Source organism: Pseudomonas sp. NPDC099000 (assembly GCF_044759925.1).
In the GTDB taxonomy this organism is placed as follows: domain Bacteria; phylum Pseudomonadota; class Gammaproteobacteria; order Pseudomonadales; family Pseudomonadaceae; genus Aquipseudomonas.
In genome coordinates, this window is record NZ_JBIWAF010000002.1 from 229,913 (window position 1) to 248,072 (window position 18,160).

Annotated in this window: 14 protein-coding genes; 11 read left to right on the forward strand and 3 right to left on the reverse strand. The window is 60.2% G+C overall.

From position 1 onward, the window contains the following. Window positions 1-6: 6 nt before the first annotated feature. The 3 genes from uvrC to ACIQV9_RS03320 all read right to left on the reverse strand — a co-directional run bounded on the left by uvrC (window position 7) and on the right by ACIQV9_RS03320 (window position 3,045). Entirely contained in the window at window positions 7-1,830 is a 1,824-nt protein-coding gene (uvrC, locus tag ACIQV9_RS03310) for an excinuclease ABC subunit UvrC (protein ID WP_010460831.1), read from the reverse strand. A 2-nt stretch (window positions 1,831-1,832) separates the two neighbouring features. Further along, on the reverse strand, window positions 1,833-2,474 hold the full coding sequence (gene uvrY / locus ACIQV9_RS03315) for a UvrY/SirA/GacA family response regulator transcription factor (RefSeq protein WP_008015884.1): 642 nt from the start codon (window positions 2,472-2,474) through the stop codon (window positions 1,833-1,835). Window positions 2,475-2,601: 127 nt separating this feature from the next. Then, window positions 2,602-3,045 (reverse strand): GNAT family N-acetyltransferase, encoded by a 444-nt coding sequence (locus ACIQV9_RS03320; protein ID WP_403098100.1) that lies wholly within the window; start codon window positions 3,043-3,045, stop codon window positions 2,602-2,604. Window positions 3,046-3,708: 663 nt separating this feature from the next. On the opposite strand from ACIQV9_RS03320, the gene ACIQV9_RS03325 reads away from it, so the two are divergent. The 11 genes from ACIQV9_RS03325 to ACIQV9_RS03375 all read left to right on the forward strand — a co-directional run bounded on the left by ACIQV9_RS03325 (window position 3,709) and on the right by ACIQV9_RS03375 (window position 18,159). Then, the gene (locus tag ACIQV9_RS03325; RefSeq protein ID WP_403098102.1) at window positions 3,709-4,797 is read left to right on the forward strand and encodes a 3-deoxy-7-phosphoheptulonate synthase; all 1,089 of its coding nucleotides are present in this window, start codon (window positions 3,709-3,711) and stop codon (window positions 4,795-4,797) included. A gap of 288 nt (window positions 4,798-5,085) precedes the next feature. Continuing rightward, a complete protein-coding gene (locus tag ACIQV9_RS03330; protein ID WP_403098104.1) occupies window positions 5,086-5,967 on the forward strand; it encodes an esterase/lipase family protein in 882 nt (293 codons plus the stop codon). An 82-nt stretch (window positions 5,968-6,049) separates the two neighbouring features. Beyond that, a complete protein-coding gene (locus ACIQV9_RS03335; RefSeq protein ID WP_008150918.1) occupies window positions 6,050-6,331 on the forward strand; it encodes a peptidylprolyl isomerase in 282 nt (93 codons plus the stop codon). Window positions 6,332-6,466: 135 nt separating this feature from the next. Beyond that, the gene (locus ACIQV9_RS03340; protein WP_403098106.1) at window positions 6,467-8,335 is read left to right on the forward strand and encodes an extracellular solute-binding protein; all 1,869 of its coding nucleotides are present in this window, start codon (window positions 6,467-6,469) and stop codon (window positions 8,333-8,335) included. Continuing rightward, window positions 8,335-9,396, forward strand: a complete 1,062-nt coding sequence (locus ACIQV9_RS03345; protein ID WP_403098108.1) for a microcin C ABC transporter permease YejB — start codon at window positions 8,335-8,337, stop codon at window positions 9,394-9,396. The genes ACIQV9_RS03340 and ACIQV9_RS03345 overlap by 1 nt, the downstream gene beginning before the upstream one ends. Beyond that, window positions 9,396-10,418, forward strand: coding sequence for an ABC transporter permease (locus ACIQV9_RS03350; protein WP_403098110.1), 1,023 nt, complete (start codon window positions 9,396-9,398; stop codon window positions 10,416-10,418). Before ACIQV9_RS03345 ends, ACIQV9_RS03350 begins: the two co-directional genes overlap by 1 nt. 28 nt (window positions 10,419-10,446) lie before the next feature. Further along, window positions 10,447-12,021 carry an ABC transporter ATP-binding protein gene (locus tag ACIQV9_RS03355; RefSeq protein WP_403098112.1) on the forward strand — a complete coding sequence of 525 codons (1,575 nt, stop codon included), beginning with the start codon at window positions 10,447-10,449 and terminating at the stop codon, window positions 12,019-12,021. Between the two features lie 169 nt (window positions 12,022-12,190). Continuing rightward, window positions 12,191-13,597, forward strand: a complete 1,407-nt coding sequence (locus ACIQV9_RS03360) for a sigma-54 interaction domain-containing protein (RefSeq protein WP_403098114.1) — start codon at window positions 12,191-12,193, stop codon at window positions 13,595-13,597. A gap of 306 nt (window positions 13,598-13,903) precedes the next feature. After that, window positions 13,904-15,295, forward strand: coding sequence for a GntP family permease (locus ACIQV9_RS03365; RefSeq protein WP_403098116.1), 1,392 nt, complete (start codon window positions 13,904-13,906; stop codon window positions 15,293-15,295). A gap of 7 nt (window positions 15,296-15,302) precedes the next feature. Then, on the forward strand, window positions 15,303-16,076 hold the full coding sequence (locus tag ACIQV9_RS03370; protein WP_403098118.1) for a 3-hydroxybutyrate dehydrogenase: 774 nt from the start codon (window positions 15,303-15,305) through the stop codon (window positions 16,074-16,076). A 127-nt stretch (window positions 16,077-16,203) separates the two neighbouring features. Next, window positions 16,204-18,159, forward strand: coding sequence for an acetoacetate--CoA ligase (locus ACIQV9_RS03375; RefSeq protein ID WP_403098120.1), 1,956 nt, complete (start codon window positions 16,204-16,206; stop codon window positions 18,157-18,159). Window position 18,160 lies beyond the last annotated feature (1 nt).

Consider the following 18,160-nt stretch of genomic DNA (forward strand, 5'->3'; position numbering starts at 1 on the left):
GGCATTCTACTCGCTGTGCAGATTTGCATAAATCAACTCTGCGAGCTTTTTACTGATCCCGGGTGCTTTGGCGATCTCTTCGATGCTGGCACGAGACAGCTCCTGCAATCCACCAAAATGTTTCAACAAATCGCGACGGCGTGTCGGACCGACGCCTGCAACGCCCTCAAGCGTCGATGTGCGCCTCGTTTTTCCACGGCGGGCGCGGTGCCCGGTAATGGCGAAACGGTGGGCTTCATCGCGTATCTGTTGAATCAGATGCAGCGCGGGGGAATCACCGCGCAAGGTGAATTCGTGGGCCGCGTCGTTGAGGTACAGGGTTTCAAAACCGGCCTTGCGCGTCGCACCCTTGGCCACGCCCAGCAGAATCAGATCAGGCACCGCCAGCTCATTGAGCACGTCGCGGGCCATCGACAGCTGACCCTTGCCGCCGTCCACCAACAGGATGTCCGGCAGCTTGCCCTCCCCGTCTTTCAGTTTACTGAAGCGCCGCGTCAGGGCCTGGTGCATGGCCGCATAGTCGTCGCCCGGGGTGACGCCTTCGATGTTGTAACGACGATAGTCGGACTTGATCGGGCCCTCCGGACCGAACACCACGCACGACGCAACGGTGGCTTCGCCGCTGGAGTGGCTGATGTCGTAGCACTCAAGCCGCTGTGGTGGCTCGTCCAGGTTCAACACTTCTGCCAGGGCATCGAAACGTGCGGCGACGTGTTGACGGTTGGCCAGCCTCGCGCCCAACGCCTGCTCGGCATTGGTCACCGCCAGTTGTTGCCAGCGCGCTCGCGTACCGCGCACCCGATGGCTGATGGTCAACTCGCGACCGCGCAGCTCTTCGATGGCCGCAATCAGGGTCGGAAAGTCTTCGTGAACCACGTTGACGATCAGTTCGCTCGGCAGGTCGCGCTCAGGACTGGTAATGAAGTACTGGCCGAGAAATGCAGCCATGACCTCGGAAACGTCTTCGTCGATGCCAACCTGAGGAAAGAAGTTCTTGCTGCCCAGCACCCGCCCACCGCGCACGCTGATCAAGTGAACGCAGGCGCCGCCCGGATTGACGAACGCAGCGATCACATCGATATCGCCCGTGCCGCCTTCCATGCTTTGTTGGTCCTGAACCCGGCGCAGCAGTGAAATCTGGTCACGCAACTCGGCGGCGCGCTCGAACTCGAGGTTGATCGCCGCCTCTTCCATGCCGGCAGACAACTCGTCCGTCAGCGCATTGCTGCGGCCTTCAAGGAACATGACCGAGTGGCGAACGTCCTCGGCATACACCTCAGGCTCCACCAGCCCGACGCACGGGGCCTTGCAACGCTTGATCTGGTATTGCAGGCAAGGGCGCGTGCGGTTCTTGTAATAGCTGTCTTCGCACTGACGAACAAAAAACGTTTTTTGCAGCAGGCTCAGGCTTTCACGAATGGCGCCCGCGCTCGGATACGGACCGAAATACTTGCCCTTGGCCTTTTTCGCACCGCGATGGATGCTCAGACGAGGGAACTGGCCATCCGAGAGAAAGACGTAAGGGTAGGATTTGTCGTCGCGCAGCAGGATGTTATACGGCGGGCGCCATTCCTTGATCAGCGTCTGCTCAAGCAGCAAGGCTTCCGTTTCGTTGGCCGTAATGGTGGTTTCGACCTGAGCGATACGGGCGACCAGCGCGGCCGTCTTGGGCGCGAGACCGGATTTTCGGAAGTAGCTCGACAGGCGATTTTTCAGGTTCTTGGCTTTGCCGACATACAGCAGGCGAGCATCGCTGTCGAACATGCGGTAGACGCCGGGGCGCCCACTGACGGTCGACAGGAAAGCGCCTGGATCGAAGACTTCGGTCATTTTCAGAGGCTGGCGTCGACCATGCCGTGACGCACCGCCAACAGCGTCAGCTCGACATCACTGCTGATCGAAAGCTTCTCGAAAATGCGGTAACGGTAAGTGTTGACCGTTTTTGGCGACAGGCAGAGCTTGTCGGAAATGATCTGGACTTTCTGACAGCCGACAATCATCAATGCGATCTGGATTTCGCGCTCCGACAATGCGTCGAAGGGCGAATCATTGGTCGGCTGAAAGGATTTGATCGCCAGTTGCTGGGCAATCTGCGGGCTGATGTAGCGTTGTCCGGCAAACACCAGGCGAATGGCCTGGACCATTTCCGGCAACCCGGCGCCCTTGGTCAGATAACCCGCGGCACCGGCCTGCAGCAGCCGCGTAGGAAACGGATCTTCCTCGCACACGGTGACCGCGACGACTTTGATATCCGGATGACTGCGCAACAACTTGCGCGTGGCTTCAAGACCGCCGATCCCGGGCATCTTGACATCCATCAGCACCACATCGGGTTTCAACTCACGCGCTTTAAGCAGGGATTCCTCCCCCGACTCAGCCTGGCCGACTACTTGCAGGCCATCGATGTCAGCCAGCATTCGTGTAATGCCCGTACGAACGAGATCATGGTCATCGACTACTAGCACCCTAATCAAGCAGACACCTCGCGATATGGTCTTATTGGGTTGCCGGACACCTTAGCAAAAAGCGACTGGCAGACCTAGCGGCAAGCGCTATATAAAAAGTTTCAATACATCTTGAAAGGCTTGTCGCCAGCGTGTTTCAGCAATGGAGCTCATCGACATCACGCTGCATTCTCAGGAAACACTCGTCTTGCCCGACCACCTTCAGCCCTTTTCTCTCATACAGCGCTTTGGCCGGATTCGTTTCAAAAACTGTCAGGCGTAATGCCGGACGCCGTTCCTTGCACGCCATGGCGAATACCTGATCGATCGCCCAGGAACCGGCGCCACGCCCCTGAAACGCTTCGAGCACGTGCAATTCGCGGATGTACAAGGCTCTGGCATCGCGACTGAGACTGACGTAACCCACCGATAAATCGCCGCACACGATCACCCGGCTCTCGCGCCCCGCCCAAGCCACATCGAACGCCTCGTCCAGCCAGAGCAGATCATTCTGAATGTAATAGCGGAGCATGTTGCGACAGGTCAGCTCGCGAGCGAAATCAAGGTCGCCGGATGTCGCCGGACGCCAATCAAAAGCCATTAAAACCTCCGCGGGCGGCAACGGTTAGTGTCGTCATGGTTCATCCTTGTGACATCACACGTTGAGCGAAGCGCAAAGTGTGTCATAAACCTCGGCCACTCAAGCGATAGAAAATGTGATCGGTCCTCGATAGCATTTTCTGATTGAAACCGCGCACCGGCCTCTAGTAAGCTCGGCGCATTCATCGGAGACAGACCATGTTCAACGCCCTCTCACAGCTTCGTACCGCCAGCGCCTCGCGCTCGGTTGCGGCTGCCCGGGCGACTGACGTTTGTGCTCCGGTCAGCTTTTATTTTGGGTATTGGTTTAGCCACTGGCGCGCCTGATACCCACACGGCGCCCACTTTAAACGGGTCGCCACCAGAGAATTCTCAACCCCCGGTCGGCTTCCCGACCGGGGGTTTTGTTTTTTCAGCCCCCACACATTTTTAGCGACACACCAGACACCTTGAGGATTTAGAAAATGAACTACGCCACTTATTACCGTTACGACAGTTTTACCGCCTGGCGATTTAGCAGCCTCCGCTCGGGACAGCCTGCCGCCTCCGATCGGTCACCCACAGGTGGCAAGCACACACACGCATCCAATCCGGCCAATTGTCGAACACCCCAGTAGGGCCGAGCGCGCGGGAAGAACCCGCCGCCCGCCCAGGAAGCCTGAACATGAACTCGTCCGTCTCTGCCCTGCCGCTGTCCACCTTGAGTCCCGCCAATGAAGCGCTGACCCTGCGTCTGCCCAGCTCGTTGCAACTCAAGCAGCAACTGCCCCTCAACAACGCCCTGACCCTGCAAGTCGCCGCCCACCGCGACGCGGTCCGCGCGATCCTCAACGGTGAAGATTCCCGTCTGCTGGTCATCGTCGGCCCTTGCTCGATTCACGATCCCCAGTCCGCCCTCGAATACGCGACCAACCTCGCTCGCCTCGCCGCCGAAGTCAGCGACGAGATGTTGCTGGTGATGCGCGCCTACGTCGAAAAACCCCGCACCACGGTCGGCTGGAAAGGCCTGGCCTACGACCCACGGCTTGACGGCAGCGATGACATGGCCGGCGGTTTGACGCTGTCGCGTGAACTGATGCGCGAATTGCTGCGCCTCGGCTTGCCGATTGCCACCGAACTGTTGCAACCGATGGCGGCCGGCTACTTCGACGACCTGCTGAGCTGGGTCGCCATCGGCGCCCGCACCACCGAGTCGCAAATCCACCGGGAAATGGCCAGCGGCCTGAGCATGCCCGTCGGATTCAAGAACGGCACCGATGGCGGCGTGGCCGTTGCCAGCGACGCCATGCGTTCGGCCGCCCACCCGCATCGCCATTTCGGTGTCGACAGCCAGGGGCATCCTGCGATCATTCAAACCCCGGGCAATCCCGACACCCATCTGGTGTTGCGCGGCGGTCATCGCGGGCCGAACTACGATCGCGACAGCGTCGCTCAGGTGAACAGTGACTTGACCCGGCTGAAGATCCCGGCACGGATCATGGTCGACTGCAGCCACGCCAACAGTGGCAAAGACCCTGCACGTCAGCCAGCCGTGTTCAACGATGTACTCGAGCAGCGCCTGCAGGGTGATCGATCGCTGATCGGCATGATGATCGAGAGCCATTTGTTCGAAGGCTGCCAACCCTTGAGCCCATCGTTGCGCTACGGCGTATCGGTGACTGATGGTTGCCTTGGCTGGAGCGGAACCGAACAACTGTTGCGCAAGGCGGCCGACCGACTGCGAGCGCAGCACAACGCTCAACGACCGGCGTAACCCCTTCCCACCTGCCAGCCCTCGATCGAGGGCTGGACGTCATAAAAGCGAATCGGTTGACAGGTAAACGGCGTAAGCACAGTAGGCCGTTGCAATGATGCGCTCTGCGAACGACAAAAAGATGTCGAAATATTCCGAACAGGACCTCATGGTCTTTCGAACTTTCCTACGTTTTCTATACCTTTTTCATCAGCTTACAGCGGATTCCTCATACATCGCCGAGCAGCCGGTGTGCTTTAGAGTGAGCCCATATTCACACCTCTGAACCACCGCGAAAAAGGAATGAACATGCTACGGAATGCAACCACTCAGTATCCAATCCTGCTGATCCACGGGCTCTTCGGCTTTGATCGCATTGGCAAAGTCGAACTCTTCCATGACGTCAAGCAGGCCCTCAGAAGTGCCGGCGCAAGAGTGTTTATCCCCCACCTCTCGGCTACCCAAAGCAACGAAGTGCGCGGTGAGCAACTGTTGGCACAGATCGAACGGGTGCTGGAAGGAACCGGCGCCCACCAGGTCAACCTGATCGGTCACAGCCAGGGTGCCCTCGCGGCACGTTACGCCGCCGCCATCGCGCCGGAGATCGTCGCGTCGGTGACCTCGGTCAGCGGCCCCAACCACGGCTCGGAACTGGCCGACTTCCTGCGCAAGGCCCTCACGCCAGGACGCCTGCCGGAACACGTCGCGGCAACGGTTGCGACGCTGTTTGCTGACTTTCTGTCGTTGCTCAGCGGTCATCAGCACTTGCCGCAGAACGCCATCGCCGCGCTCAACGCCTTGACCACCGAAGGTGTGGGCGCTTTCAACGACAAATACCCCCAAGGTCTGCCGAAAACCTGGGGTGGCAAGGGACGCGAGCTGGTGAACGGCGTGCGTTATTACTCGTGGAGCGGGACATTGCAGGGTGACCTTCTCGATAAAGGACTTGAGGCGGTCAGTCCGCTGCACGGTTTCCTCCAGGCCTTCTCCCGCTACTTCACCACCGAAGCGGAACAGAATGACGGCATGGTGGGCCGCTACAGCTCCCATTTAGGCAAAGTCATCCGTTCCGACTATCCGCTGGATCATCTGGACAGCCTCAGTCAAACCGCCGGCCCGCTACGCAAGGGCATCGACCCGATAGCCTTGTATGTGCAGCATGCCGAGCGCCTGAGAAATGCCGGCCTATAATCCGTCCGGAACTTTGACGAGAAATAGGCCACTGAATCCGGTAGGCTCCGCACTTTACTGAACATTGAAAGGAGAATTTTCCATGGCTAAAGCCACTGCCCGTCACATCCTGGTTGCCTCGGAAGCCAAGTGCAACGAACTCAAAGCCCAGATCGAAGGTGGCGCCGATTTCGCCGAAGTTGCCAAAGCCAACTCCACCTGCCCGTCCAGCCGCCAGGGCGGTGACCTGGGTTCGTTCGGTCCAGGCCAGATGGTCAAAGAGTTCGACACCGTCGTCTTCAGCGCACCGATCAACGTCGTGCAAGGCCCGGTCAAGACCCAGTTCGGTTATCACCTGCTGGAAGTGACCAGCCGTCAGGACTGATCAACGCCCTGATATTCTGCACAACGGCCCGCCTTTTGGTGGGCCGTTGTGTTTCGGATACGTAATACGGCTGGCGAGGGACGCGCCGCTAGCGTACAAATTGCGGTTATCGACCACCCGGCTCTAAGGCTGACAATGCGACTGGCTTTCCCCACTTTGTTGTTCACTGCCGTGGCCCTGCTATTGGGTGCCGCCGGTGTGAATGCAGCACCGCAACATGCGTTGACCGTGTACGGCGAACCGGCGAAGTACCCCGCCGGCTTCAGTCATTTCGCCTACGCCAACCCGCGAGCCCCCAAGGGCGGCACGATGCGTCGCTCGGCCATCGAAATCGGGCATTTCGACCATATATTGCCGTACATCGACAAAGGCATTGGCGTCACGCAAATAGACGGCTTGCTCTACTCGCCCCTGGCCCAGCGTTCGCTGGACGAACCCTATACCGTGTACGGTCTGGTGGCTCAGAAGATGGAGCGCTCGGACGACGGTATGTCGCTGCGCTTCTACTTGAACCCGAAGGCGCGTTTCGCCGACGGCACACCGATCACAGCCCAGGACGTGCGCTACACCTTCGACCTGCTGATGACCCAAGGCAGCCTGCGCTATCGCACCCAGTTCGCCGACGTCAAAGGCGTCGAAGTCGAAGCGCCCCTAACGGTTCGGTTCGACTTCAAAAGCAACGAAAACCGCACCCTGCCTCTTGATATCGCCACTTTGCCGGTATTTCCCGAACACTGGTGGAAGACCCGCGACTTCGCCGATGGCGGTGGTTATGAGGCACCATTGGGCAGCGGTCCTTATAAGGTGGGCAAGATCGACTCCGGTCGCAGCATCACCTTCGAACGCAACGCCACCTGGTGGGGCAAGGATTTACCGGTCAGCCGCGGCCTCTACAACTTCGATCATTTCAGCATCGAGTACTTCGGCGATACCGACGTCGCGCGTCAGGTCCTGCGGGGCGGAGCCTACGATTACAACCGCGAATTCTCCGCGACCGGCTATTCAATCGGTTACGAAAGCCCGGCCCTGAGCGACGGTCGCCTGCAAAAAGCGCATCTGGCCAAAGAAGCCCCGCAATCGGCTCAGGGCTTTGTCTTCAACCTGCAAAACCCGATGTTCCAAGACCGCCGAGTGCGCCAGGCCCTGGCGATGCTCTGGGATTTCGAGTGGAGCAATCGGCAGATGATGCGCGACCTCTACATCCGCCAGCAGAGCTTTTTTTCCAATACCGACCTGGCCGCCCGCCACCTGCCGGATGCCGGCGAACTGGCAATTCTCGAACCGCTGCGGGGGCAAATCCCCGACGAGGTCTTCACTCAAGTCTTCGAAGCACCGAAAACCGATGGCAGCGGCCTGATTCGCGACAAGCAATTGCAGGCGCTGAACCTGCTCGAACAGGCCGGCTGGAAACCCGACGGCGACCAATTGGTCAACGCCGAAGGTAAGCCGCTGAGTTTCACCTTCTTGGTCAGCCAGAACGGCATGGACCGATTGCTGCTGCCGTATAAGCGCACCTTGAAACAGATAGGCATCGACCTGAACATTCGCCGCATCGACTCGTCGCAGTATGTGAATCGCCTGATGAGCCGCGATTACGACATGATCGTCACCGGCTACCCGGTCACCACTTCACCGGGTGGCGAGTTGTTCAACTACTTCGGCTCGGTCTCGGCCAACGACCCTGGCGCCAACAACTACATGGTGCTGAAGAACCCAGCGGTCGACACCCTGATCAACGGCCTGGTCCGCGCCAACACCCAGCCGGAAATGCTGCGTTACGCCCATGCGCTGGACCGGGTGCTGCAATGGAATTACTACTGGATTCCCAACTATTACCCGCCGGGCACTTCAACGGTGTGGTGGAACCGCTTCGGCATGCCCAACGAGCAGGCCAGTAATGATGAAGCCATCGAGAGCTGGTGGGAAGTGAGCTCCACGCCGCTGACCAACCAGCAGATGACGGCCGAAAAAATCCGCCGTGGCACACCCGGAGGGCCGCATTGATGTGGGCTTATATACTGCGGCGCCTGCTGCTGATCATCCCGACGCTGGTGATCATTCTTCTGGTCAACTTCATCATCGTCCAGGCGGCACCGGGCGGTCCGGTGGAACAGGCCATCGCGCACTTGCAAGGCATCGGCGGCGCGAGTGTCGGCGGCGGCTCCGGGGAATCCCTGTCCGGCACTTCCCGGGCCAGTCGCGGCCTCGACCCGCAATTGATCAAGGACATCGAAAAGCAGTACGGCTTTGACAAGCCGGCACCCGAACGCCTGTGGCTGATGCTCACCAGCTACGCGCGCCTGGACTTCGGCAAGAGCTTTTTCCGCGGCGCGACCGTCACCGATCTGATCCTGGAAAAAATGCCGGTGACCATTTCCCTCGGGCTATGGGCGACGCTGATCACCTATCTGGTATCGATCCCGCTGGGCATCCGCAAGGCCGTGCACCACGGCAGCCATTTCGACATCTGGAGCAGCACGGCAATCATCATCGGCTACGCGATGCCGGCGTTCCTGTTCGCGATGTTCCTGATAGTGGTCTTCGCCGGTGGCACCTCGCTGAACTGGTTCCCGGTGCGCGGGCTGGTTTCGGACAACTTCGAATCGCTGTCGACCGTGGGCAAGATCGCCGACTACTTCTGGCACTTGGTGTTGCCGGTGACGGCGCTGGTGATCGGCGGTTTCGCCACCCTGACGATCCTCACCAAGAATTCGTTCCTCAATGAAATTACCCGCCAGTACGTGGTTACCGCACGGGCCAAGGGCTTGAGCGAACGACGCGTGCTGTACGGCCATGTATTTCGCAATGCGATGCTGCTGGTGGTGTCGGGGATTCCCCAGGCGTTCATCAGCGTGTTCTTCGCCGGCTCGCTGCTGATCGAGGTGATTTTCTCCCTCGATGGCCTGGGGCGCATGAGCTATGAGGCCGCCGTGTCCCGGGACTACCCGGTGGTGTTCGGTTCGCTGTTTATCTTCACGCTGTTCGGGCTTTTGATAAAACTGATCGGCGACCTCTGCTACACCCTGGTCGACCCGCGTATCGACTTCGCCGCGAGGAACGCCTGATGTTCAAGCTCTCGCCATTAGGCCGTCGCCGCTTTGAACGCTTCAAGAAAAACCGCCGGGGCTGGTGGTCGCTGTGGCTGTTCATAGGTCTGTTTCTGCTGACATTGGGCGGCGAGTTGATCGCCAACGACAAACCGCTGGTGGTCAGTTATCAGGGCCAGTGGTACTTCCCGGTGTTCAAGCGCCACACCGAGCAGGAATTCGGCGGGCAACTGCCGTTTCAGGCGGATTATCGCAGCGACTACGTGCAGAAGCTGATTAAAAAGGACGGCGGCTGGATGCTGTTCCCGCCGATCCCGTTCAGCGATGACACGCCCAACTATGAACTCAATAAGCCGGCACCGAGCCCGCCCTCGAGTGTTAACTGGCTAGGCACCGACGACCAGTCCCGGGACGTCATGGCCAGGGTTATTTTCGGTGCGCGGGTGTCGATCCTGTTTGCGTTGATGCTGACCTTCGTCAGCGCGTTGATCGGCATCGCCGCCGGCGCCCTGCAAGGCTATTACGGCGGCTGGGTCGACCTGTTGGGCCAACGCTTGCTGGAGGTCTGGTCCGGGCTGCCGGTGCTGTACTTGCTGATTATTCTGTCGGGATTCGTCGAGCCGAATTTCTGGTGGTTGCTGGGGATCATGGCGCTGTTTTCCTGGCTGGCGCTGGTCGACGTGGTGCGCGCCGAGTTCCTGCGCGGGCGCAACCTGGAATACGTCAAAGCCGCCCGGGCGCTGGGCCTCACGGATCGAAAAGTGATTGTCCGGCATATCCTGCCCAACGCCATGAACGCGACCTTGAGCTACCTGCCGTTCATTCTCACCGGGGCCATCTCCACCCTGACGGCCCTGGATTTTCTCGGCTTCGGCATGCCGGCTGGCAGCGCCTCGCTCGGCGAACTGATCGGCCAGGGCAAGCAGAACCTGCAAGCGCCTTGGCTGGGGCTGACGGCGTTTTTCACCCTGGCGCTGATTCTTTCCTTATTGGTGTTTATTGGCGAGGCGTTGCGTGATGCGTTTGATCCGCGCTCTTGAGCCTCGATCGTGAAATGGGACAGCTGATATGAGTACCAACCTGATCGAAATCCGTGACCTCAGCGTGGCCTTCAATGGCCAGACGGTGGTGCGCAACCTGTGCCTGGACATCCATCCCGGGGAATGCCTGGCGTTGGTGGGCGAATCGGGCTCCGGCAAATCGGTGACGGCCCACTCGATCCTGCAACTGCTGCCCGAGACCGGCACCCGGACCACTGGCAGCATTCGCTATCGCGGCAAGGAATTGCTCGGCGCCCCGCCCCAGGTGTTGCGTGAGTTGCGCGGTAACCGGATTGCAATGATCTTTCAGGAACCGATGACCTCGCTCAATCCGTTGCACAGCATCGAAAAGCAGATCGGCGAAACCCTGCTGGTGCACAAGGGTCTGACGGGCAAAGCGGCGCAAACGCGGATTCTGGAGTTGCTGCAACTGGTCGGCATCCAGAAACCCAAAGAGCGGCTCAAGGCCTATCCCCATCAGCTGTCCGGTGGCCAGCGGCAACGGGTGATGATCGCCATGGCCCTGGCCTGCGAGCCGCAGCTGCTGATCGCCGACGAACCCACAACGGCGCTGGACGTGACGGTGCAGCGCAAGATTCTGATCCTGCTCAAGTCCCTGCAGCAGCGGCTCGGCATGTCGCTGCTGTTGATCAGCCACGACCTCAATCTGGTGCGCAGCATCGCTCAGCGCGTGTGCGTGATGAAGGCCGGGGAAATCGTCGAAGAAGCCACATGCGAAACGATCTTCACCGAACCGAAACATCCCTACAGTTGCGTGCTGCTGAACGCCGAACCGGAAGGCGAGGCCCTGCCCCGGGACGAGCGCGAGAACGTGCTGGAAGTGGACAATCTGCGCGTGCAATTCGCCCTCGGTGGCGGTCTGTTCCAGCGCAAGACTTACCTGAACGCGGTGGACGGCATCAGTCTTAACATTCAGCGCGGCAAGACGTTGGGCATCGTCGGCGAGTCCGGCTCGGGCAAGTCGACGCTGGGTCAGGCGATCCTGCGCTTGCTCGATTCCGAAGGCAGCATTCGCTTTCAGGGCGAGGCACTGGACGGTCTGACGCAAAAGCAGCTGCGGCCATGGCGCAAGAAGATGCAGGTGGTGTTCCAGGACCCCTTCGGCAGTCTCAGCCCGCGCATGTCCGTGGCGCAGATCATCAGCGAAGGGCTTGAAGTGCATAGCCAGTTAACCGCTGATGAATGCAAAGCCGAAGTGATTCGCGCGCTGGAAGAAGTCGGCCTCGACCCGCAAAGCCGCGATCGCTACCCCCACGAATTCTCCGGTGGCCAACGTCAACGCATCGCCATCGCCCGGGCGCTGGTGCTGAAACCGGCGCTGATTCTGCTCGATGAACCGACCTCGGCACTGGATCGAACCGTGCAGAAGCAAGTGGTCGCCCTGCTCCGCCAGCTTCAGGAAAAACACGGCCTGACCTACCTGTTCATCAGCCATGACTTGGCGGTGGTGCGCGCCCTGGCCCACGACATGATCGTGATCAAGGACGGCAAAGTGGTGGAAAGCGGTGCCAGCCATGACGTGTTCGATTCGCCGCAGCATCCGTACACCAAAGAGCTGTTGGCGGCGGCGCATCCGCGGTAGGCATAATCGCGCCAGACAGCTGGACCGTGTAAAGGCCATCGCGGGCAAGCCTCGCTCCCACAGGTTTTGTGGTTACCGTTGAATTTGTGGCTCGACGCAAACCCTGTAGGAGCGAGGCTTGCCCGCGAAGAGGCCCTTCAAGACAACACACATTCTGGACATGACACCCATGAACACCACCGAAAGCCTCAAGGATTACCAGCGAGTTCGCCTGCTGGCGATCCGTTCGCTGTTCGAAATCATCGAGCAATCCAGCGAAGGCACGGTGATTGTCGACCGCGACGCGAACATCGTCTGGATGAACGAGCGCTATGCCCGCCGCTTCGGTCTGGAGTCAGCCGAAGTGGCCATCGGCAAAGCGTGCGAAAGCGTGATCCCGGGCAGCCTGTTGCGCGAAGTGGTACGCACGGGGCGGCCGATCTTGCTGGACATGCAGGACACGCCGAAAGAACCGCTGGTGGTCATGCGCTTGCCGATCCACGATGACGCGGGCGCCGTGATCGGCGCCATTGGTTTTGCGTTGTTCGACGAATTGCACAGTCTTTCACCAATGCTCAAACGCTACCTGAGCATGCAGGAAGAACTGGCCTCCACCCGTTCGTTGCTGCGGTCGCGGCAGACCAAATACAACTTCGCCCACTTCATCGGCACCAGCGCCGCCAGCCTGGAAGTCAAACGCCGCGCCCGGCGCAGTGCCAGTGCCGAGTCGCCGGTGCTGTTGCTCGGCGAAACCGGCACCGGCAAGGAGCTGCTGGCCCAGGCGATCCACGGTGCTTCGCCGCGCGCGCACAAAGCCTTCGTCAGCATCAACAGCGCGGCGATTCCCGAGGCGTTGCTGGAAGCCGAGTTCTTCGGCACCGCGCCCGGCGCCTTCACCGGTGCCGATCGCAAGGGCCGGGCCGGCAAGTTGCAGATCGCCCAAGGCGGCACACTGTTTCTCGATGAAATCGGTGACATGCCGCTGCCGCTGCAAAGCAAGTTGCTGCGCGTGTTGCAGGAAAAAGAATTCGAGCCGGTCGGTTCCAATGAAGTGATCCAGAGTGATGTGCGAGTGATCGCGGCCACCTCCACCGATCTGGAAGCAGCGATCAAGCGCGGCGAATTTCGTGCTGATTTGTATTACCGCCTCAACGTGTTGCCGATTAACGTGCCGCCCCTGCGCGATCGCCTCGATGACGTGCCGGCGCTCAGTGAAGCGATCCTTGAGGAACTGCGCAGCCAGCATGAACTGAACCGCGAAGCCTTGGATTTGCTGGGGCAGCACGCCTGGCCGGGGAATATTCGCGAACTGCGCAATGTGCTGGAGCGCGCAGCACTGCTCAGTGATGACCTGGTACTGAATGCCGGGGATATTCGCGCGGCAATTGGCACGTTTACGCCGGTGGAGCGTGTGGCGCCGAAGGTGATTGAGGCGGTTGCGCATGAGACGTTCAGTGAGGCGCGGGAACGGTTTGACCGGCAGTTGATTGAAACGGCCCTGGCGCAATGCGGGGGCAAGGTGATTGAAGCGGCGGCGCGGTTGGGGCTGGGGCGGTCTACTTTGTATAAGAAGATGGTGGCGTTGGGGATTGTTTAGTCTCCATAAAGAGACATTGATCTCCATTGGTAGATATGGCCCCTTCGCGGGCAAGCCCGCTCCCACAGGGTTTGCGTCGAGCCTAAATTCAGAGGCAACCCCAAAACCTGTGGGAGCGTGGCTTGCCCGCGAAGACGTCCGCACAGCCAGAAAAAATCTCAAAACAGAGACAAATAATTCAAATCCACCTCACCAACAAATAAATATCCTTATATTTCAACATGTTGCATTCGTGGCACGAATCTCGCTAAAGCCCTCTCCCACAAAAGATCCACCCTACAAAAATAACAATCCAGGAGACACACCATGAGTGTGATCATTGCCTTGGCAGCCCTCTCGCTGCTGATGCTCGCTGCTTATCGCGGCTACAGCGTTATTCTCTTCGCCCCGATTGCCGCCCTCGGCGCCGTCCTGCTCACCGACCCTTCCGCCGTCGCCCCTGCCTTCACCGGGGTGTTCATGGAGAAAATGGTCGGCTTCATCAAACTGTATTTCCCGGTGTTCCTGCTCGGCGCTGTTTTCGGCAAGCTGATCGAGCTGTCGGGTTTCTCGCGCTCCATCGTCGCGGCAGCGATCCGACTGCTCGGCACCCGCCAAGCCATGCTGGTGATCGTGCTGGTCTGCGCCCTGCTGACTTACGGCGGCGTGTCGCTGTTTGTGGTGGTGTTCGCGGTCTATCCGTTTGCCGCTGAAATGTTCCGCCAGAGCAACATCCCCAAGCGGCTCATCCCGGCAACCATCGCCCTCGGTGCGTTCTCGTTCACCATGGACGCCCTGCCCGGCACCCCGCAGATCCAGAACATCATCCCCAGCACCTTCTTCAACACCACGGCGTGGGCGGCGCCGTGGCTGGGCGTGATCGGCGCGATCTTCGTGTTTAGCGCCGGCATGCTGTTTCTCCAGCGCCAGCGCAACAAGGCCCAGGCCGCCGGTGAAGGGTATGGCACCGAACTGCGCAACGAGCCGGAAACCGCGGCTGACATCAAACTGCCGAATCCATGGATTGCCCTGTCGCCGCTGCTGGCCGTCGGCATCATGAACCTGCTGTTTACCCAGTGGATTCCGCAGTGGTACGGCAAGACCCACAGCCTCGCGCTGCCGGGGATGGCCGCGCCGGTGACCACCGAAATCGCCAAACTCACGGCGATCTGGGCGGTTCAGGCGGCCTTGCTGGTGGGCATCATCATGGTGTTGGTGCTCGGCTTCCAGGCGATTCGCGGCAAGTTGGCCGAGGGCAGTCGAAGTGCGGTCAGCGGTTCGTTGCTGGCGGCAATGAACACCGCATCTGAATACGGCTTTGGTGCGGTGATCGCCTCCTTGCCGGGCTTCCTGGTATTGGCCGACTGGCTCAAGAGCATTCCCAACCCGCTGGTCAACGAAGCGATTACCGTGACCCTGCTGGCCGGCATCACCGGTTCGGCGTCCGGCGGCATGAGCATCGCGCTGGCGGCCATGGCCAATGACTTCATCGCTGCGGCCCACGCGGCCAACATCCCGCTGGAAGTGCTGCACCGGGTGGCCTCGATGGCCAGTGGCGGCATGGACACCCTGCCGCACAACGGCGCGGTGATTACCTTGCTGGCGGTCACCGGCCTGACTCACCGCGAAGCCTACAAAGACATTTTCTGTATTACGCTGATCAAGACCCTGGCGGTTTTTGTGGTGATCGGTATTTTCTACGCCACTGGCATTGTGTGAGGTATTCATGACGACTCTTTCGGGTAAGACTGCACTGGTCACCGGTTCCACCAGCGGCATTGGCTTAGGGATTGCCCTGAGCCTGGCCAAGGCCGGCGCCCATCTGATCCTCAACGGTTTCGGCGATGCGTCCAAGGTGATTGCCGAGGTGGAGCAATTCGGCGGCAAGGTTGGCCATCATCCGGCCGACGTGAGTGACCCGGCGCAGATTGCCGACATGATCGCCTACGCCGAGCGTGAATTCGGCGGCGTGGACATTCTGGTGAACAACGCCGGTATCCAGCACGTGGCACCGGTGGAAGATTTTCCCGTGGAGCGCTGGGACTCGATCATTGCGATCAACCTGTCGTCGGTATTCCACAGCACCCGCTTGAGCCTGCCAGGCATGCGCGCCAAAGGTTGGGGGCGGATCATCAACATCGCCTCGGTGCATGGCCAGGTAGGCTCGGTGGGTAAAGCCGCCTACGTCGCGGCCAAACATGGCGTGATCGGCTTGACCAAGGTCGTCGGGCTGGAAACGGCAACGACGAATGTGACTTGCAACGCCATTTGCCCGGGCTGGGTGTTGACGCCACTGGTGCAGAAGCAGATTGATGATCGCATCGCAACCGGGATCGAGCCGCAACAGGCGCAGCAAGATTTGCTGGCCGAAAAGCAGCCGTCGCTGGAATTCGTCACGCCGCCGCAGTTGGGTGAACTGGTGTTGTTCTTGTGCAGCGAAGCCGGTAGCCAGGTTCGTGGCGCGGCGTGGAATATTGATGGTGGGTGGTTGGCGCAGTAACCCACAGATGATCGTTCCCACGCTCCGCGTGGGAATGCAGCCCGGGACGCTCCGCGTCCCAACAGCCGAACGCGGAGCGTCCGTTGAGGCATTCCCACGCGGAGCGTGGGAACGAGAGAGGCAAGCCATGTCCGACATCCTCTGGCAACCCAGCACAAAACGCATCGGCAAGACCCGTATGGAAGCCTTCCGGCGCTTCATCATTGAGCGGCACAACATCCACCTCGACGACTACCCCGCCCTGCACCAATGGTCCATCGATCAGCGTGAAGCGTTCTGGCAGGCGATCGTCGACTTCTTCGACATCCGCTTTCACGATCAACCGGATGCGGTGCTGGTGGAAGGCGCGCAAATGCCCAGCGCCGAGTGGTTCCCAGGCGCCACCCTGAATTTCGCCGAACACCTGCTGCGCCGTCGCGACGATGCCGTGGCGGTGATTGCCATTGGCGAGAACGGCCAGCGTGAACACCTGACCTGGGCCGAACTGGCCGAGCATGTCGCCGGTTTTCAAAACAGCTTGATCGCCGCCGGTGTCGGCCTCGGCGACCGCGTGGCCGCGTGCATGCCCAACACCTGGCAAACCCTGGTGGCCATGCTCGGCACCACCAGCCTGGGGGCGATCTGGTCCTGCTCATCACCGGACTTCGGCACCCAGGGCGTCATTGACCGCTTCGGCCAGATCGAACCGAAAGTGCTCATCACCTGCGCCGGATACCGCTACGCCGGCAAGGACATCGACCAGACCACCAAGGTCAATGAAATCCTCGAACGCCTGCCCTCCTTGCAGCAGTTGATCGTGGTGCCGTATGCCCGGCCACAGGCACACATCGAGCATTTCCACACCCGGGCCAACGTGACGCTTTGGGATGATTTCTACGACATCGGCGGCGAGCCGGATTTCTTCCCCGTGCCTTTCGCCCATCCGCTGTACATCCTCTATTCCAGCGGCACCACCGGCGTGCCGAAATGCATCGTCCACAGCACCGGCGGCGTGTTGCTGCAACACGTCAAGGAACACGGCCTGCATTGCGATCTCGGTCCCGGCGACCGGCTGTTTTACTACACCACCTGCGGCTGGATGATGTGGAACTGGCTGGTCTCGGCCCTGGCCGTGGGCAGCGCGGTGGTGCTGTACGACGGCTCGCCATTCCATCCGGATCCCCAGCGTTTGATCGATCTGATCGACGATGAACGCATCAGCGTCTTCGGCACCAGTCCCAAATTCCTCGCGACCCTGGAAACCAACGGCGTCAAACCCCGCGAGAGCCATGACCTGAGCAGCCTGAAAATCCTGCTCTGCACCGGTTCCGCGCTGTCGCCGCAGAGTTACGACTACGTTTACCGCGACTTCAAAAACGACCTGTGCCTGGCGTCGATGTCCGGCGGCACCGACATCGTTTCGTGCTTTGTGAACAGCAATCCTTTTGAGCCCGTGCGTCGCGGCGAAATCCAGGGCAAGAGCCTGGGCATGGCGGTGGAAGTCTGGAACGACGACGGTAAACCTGTGATCGGCGAGAAAGGCGAGCTGGTCTGCACCCGGCACTTCCCGGCGATGCCCATCGGCTTCTGGAATGACCCGCAGCAAGAGAAGCTGCACGCTTCATATTTCAGTCAGTTCCCCGGCGTCTGGGCCCAGGGCGATTACGCCGAACAACTGTCCCACGGCGCGATGATGATCCACGGGCGCTCGGACGCGGTGCTCAACCCCGGCGGCGTGCGCATCGGCACAGCGGAAATCTATCGTCAGGTGGAGAAAGTCCCGCAGGTGCTGGACAGCGTGGCCATTGGTCAGCAATGGCAGGATGACGTGCGGGTGGTGCTGTTCGTGAAGTTGCGCGACGGCGTCGAACTGGATGAAGCCTTGCAGCAGCAGATCCGCCAGGTCATCCGCGCCAACACCACGCCGCGGCATGTACCGGCGAAGATCGTCGCGGTGACCGATATTCCACGGACCATCAGCGGCAAGGTCGTTGAGCTGGCGGTGAGGAACGTGGTGCATGGGCAGAAAGTGAAGAACACCGATGCGCTGGCCAATCCCGAGGCGCTGGAGCAATTTCGGGATCGACCGGAACTCGCTTTTTAAA